Here is a 2975-nt window from a genome sequence, read left to right on the forward strand (position 1 = left end):
GTCCTGCATCGAGAAAACCGACTACCCGTTCCCGGAGGAGTTGGTGCTGTCAACACCGTCCCGGTGAACGGTTACCTTGTTACTGTACATATTGTCAGCCTGTGTATAGTCATTATTTTCGTCATCAAGCCATTTAACCTGATTCATGCGGCGGACGACAACAAACTCATCACGGTTAGAGCCCACTGTGCCATAATAGTTGAACCCATAAGCCTGATGTGCATATCCGCCAATCATATGAGTTGGTTTAGGACAGACACGAGTAACGGAGTTATGAATCCCACCACGTTGTCCTGTTATTTCGGAGCCTGGAATATTCACCAGGCGCTCTTGAGCGTGATACATCATTACCATTCCAGCAGGGACGCGCTGACTCACCACTGCACGAGCAGTTAATGAACCATTGATATTAAATGCCTCTATCCAGTCGTTATCCTCAATTTTTAGATCTTTAGCATCATCTTCACTTATCCAAACAATTGGCCCACCCCGAGACAGTGTAAGCATCAACAAGTTTTCGCTGTATGTTGAGTGGATACCCCATTTCTGGTGCGGAGTGATCCAGTTCAGAGCTTTCTCTTTGTTACCGTTACCCTTCTTACCCATAATATTTTTAATAGTCTGGGTATTGATTGGTGGTCGATATGAAATGAGACTTTCGCCAAAATCACGCATCCATTGGTGATCCTGATACAGCTGTTGACGACCAGTAATGGTTCGCCATGGAATTAGCTCATGAACGTTTGTATAACCTGCGTTATACGAGACATGCTCGTCTTCCAAACCAGACCATGTTGGGCTAGATATGATTTTTCTCGGCTGAGCCTGAATGTCACGGAAACGAATTTTTTCCTCTTCCTTGTTGATAGCAAGATGTGCATGTTCTCGGCCAGTCAGCTTACTTAATGCATTCCAAGCCTTAACAGCCACATGACCATTAGTCTCTGGGGCTAAAGTAAGAATTACTTCAGCCGCATCAATTGCAGTGTCAATCTTTGGCCGCCCAGCATTCGCGCCATCATGGTGTGTGTAGTTAAGTTTTTTAAGAAGGTCTACTTCGGTTTCTGTGTTCCAATTAATACCCTTGCCACCATTTCCTTGCTTATCAAGGAGTGGGCCTAACGATGTAAATCTTGCGTAGGTGTTAGGATAATCGCGCTCAACGGTCATTATATGTGGTGCAGTTTTTCCTGGAATGAGATCACATTCACCCAATTTCCAGTCTTTTACTTCAAACGCTTGGGCTATTTCTGCTGGAGAGTCATGCTGCATTGGCAATGTAACCACATCGGTTTCAACGCCAAGATGTCCTTTACAGAGCTCAGAAAACGCTTTTGCAATTGCCTTATAAATTTCCCAGTCGGATTTTGCTTCCCAGGCTGGATCTACAGCTGCTGACAATGGATGGATGAATGGATGCATATCCGAGGTATTCATATCATCTTTTTCATACCAGGTTGCAGTAGGCAACACGATGTCTGAAAACAGACAGGTACTCGACATCCGAAAATCTAGAGTCACAACGAGATCAAGCTTGCCTTGGGTTGGGGTATCTTTCCAATCAACTTCAGATGGTTTGCTATCACTGAATGAGCCGAGATCTTTTCCTTGAATGCCATGTTCTGTGCCCAACAGGTACTTGAGCATGTATTCATGACCTTTACCTGAAGACCCAAGAAGGTTTGATCTCCAAATAAACATATTGCGTGGATAATGATCTTCGGGACACTCAGCAGCAAAACGAATACTGCCGTCCTTCAGCGAGTTAACCGTGAACTCTACAGGGCTTACCCCAAGCGCTTTTGCCTGTTCAGCAATACTCAGTGGATTAGTATTCAGCTGAGGGCTTGAAGGAAGCCAACCCAGCCGCTCTGCTTTCACGTTCATATCAATGAGATGCTTACTATATTTACTTGCATCAGCTAAAGGTGAAAGCAATTCTTGGGCATCTAACTTCTCATATCGCCATTGACTAGAGTGGTTATAGAAGAAAGACGTACCATTCATGTGGCGTGGAGGCTTTTGCCAATCTAGGCCAAATGCCAACGGTTGCCAGCCCGTCTGGGGACGAAGCTTCTCTTGCCCTACGTAGTGAGCCCATCCACCACCGCTCTGTCCTACGCAACCACAGAATACCAGCATGTTAATCAAACCACGGTAATTCATATCCATGTGATACCAGTGGTTCATGCCTGCACCAACGATGATCATTGAGCGCCCATGTGTTTTGGCTGCATTGTCAGCAAACTCACGAGCGATGCGGATAATCTCATCTTGTGGTACACCCGTTATTTTTTCTGCCCAAGCGGGTGAATATGCCTTCACTTCCTTATAGGTATGTGCGCTGCTAGGGTCATCAAACCCTCTTTCTACACCATAGTTAGCCACGGTGAGATCGTAGACGGTGGTCACAAATTCTTGGCTTCCATCTGCCAACACGATGGATTTAGCTGGAATTTTTCTTCTGATAACTTCTTCTAATTCAACAGGTGTGAAATGCTCACTTTCCAATCCACCAAAATATGGGAAAGCCACCTCAACTAAATGTTGAGGTTCCTTTATTCCAACAGACAAAGTGACTGGTGTCTTGGACTGCCCAGCGGTCTCTTCAAGATTCCACTTTCCATCCTCTCCCCATCTATAGCCAATCGACCCTTGTGGCGCGACCAGATCACCAGAAACCTCATCAATCGCTATGGTCTTCCATTCAGGGTTGTTCTGTTCACCTATGTTATTGACCAAATCTGATGCTCTCAGGAAGCGTCCTGCTTCATAGCTACCATCTGGTCGTTTGGTCAATCTGACCAACATCGGAAAATCGGTATATTTCCTTGCGTAACTAACAAAATATTCATTTTTATGTTGAACGTGGAACTCGTTCAAAATGACATGGCCCATAGCTCAGAGATCCCCTCATTTTTAGAGACTCAAATAATTCCAAGTGTGCGGGTATATAAGCGGTGTTGCTTCAGGTA

The 2975-nt window shown here is 45.1% G+C and carries 1 pseudogene; it reads right to left on the minus strand.

Annotation, left to right across the window (positions count from 1 at the left end):
* Positions 1-135 precede the first annotated feature (135 nt).
* A pseudogene (locus PG888_RS22630) lies at positions 136-2898 on the minus strand (nitrate reductase subunit alpha); the annotation flags it as partial.
* Positions 2899-2975 lie beyond the last annotated feature (77 nt).

Origin of the sequence: Aeromonas sp. QDB23 (genome assembly GCF_027707745.1) — a bacterium.
In the GTDB taxonomy this organism is placed as follows: Bacteria; Pseudomonadota; Gammaproteobacteria; order Enterobacterales; family Aeromonadaceae; genus Aeromonas; species Aeromonas allosaccharophila.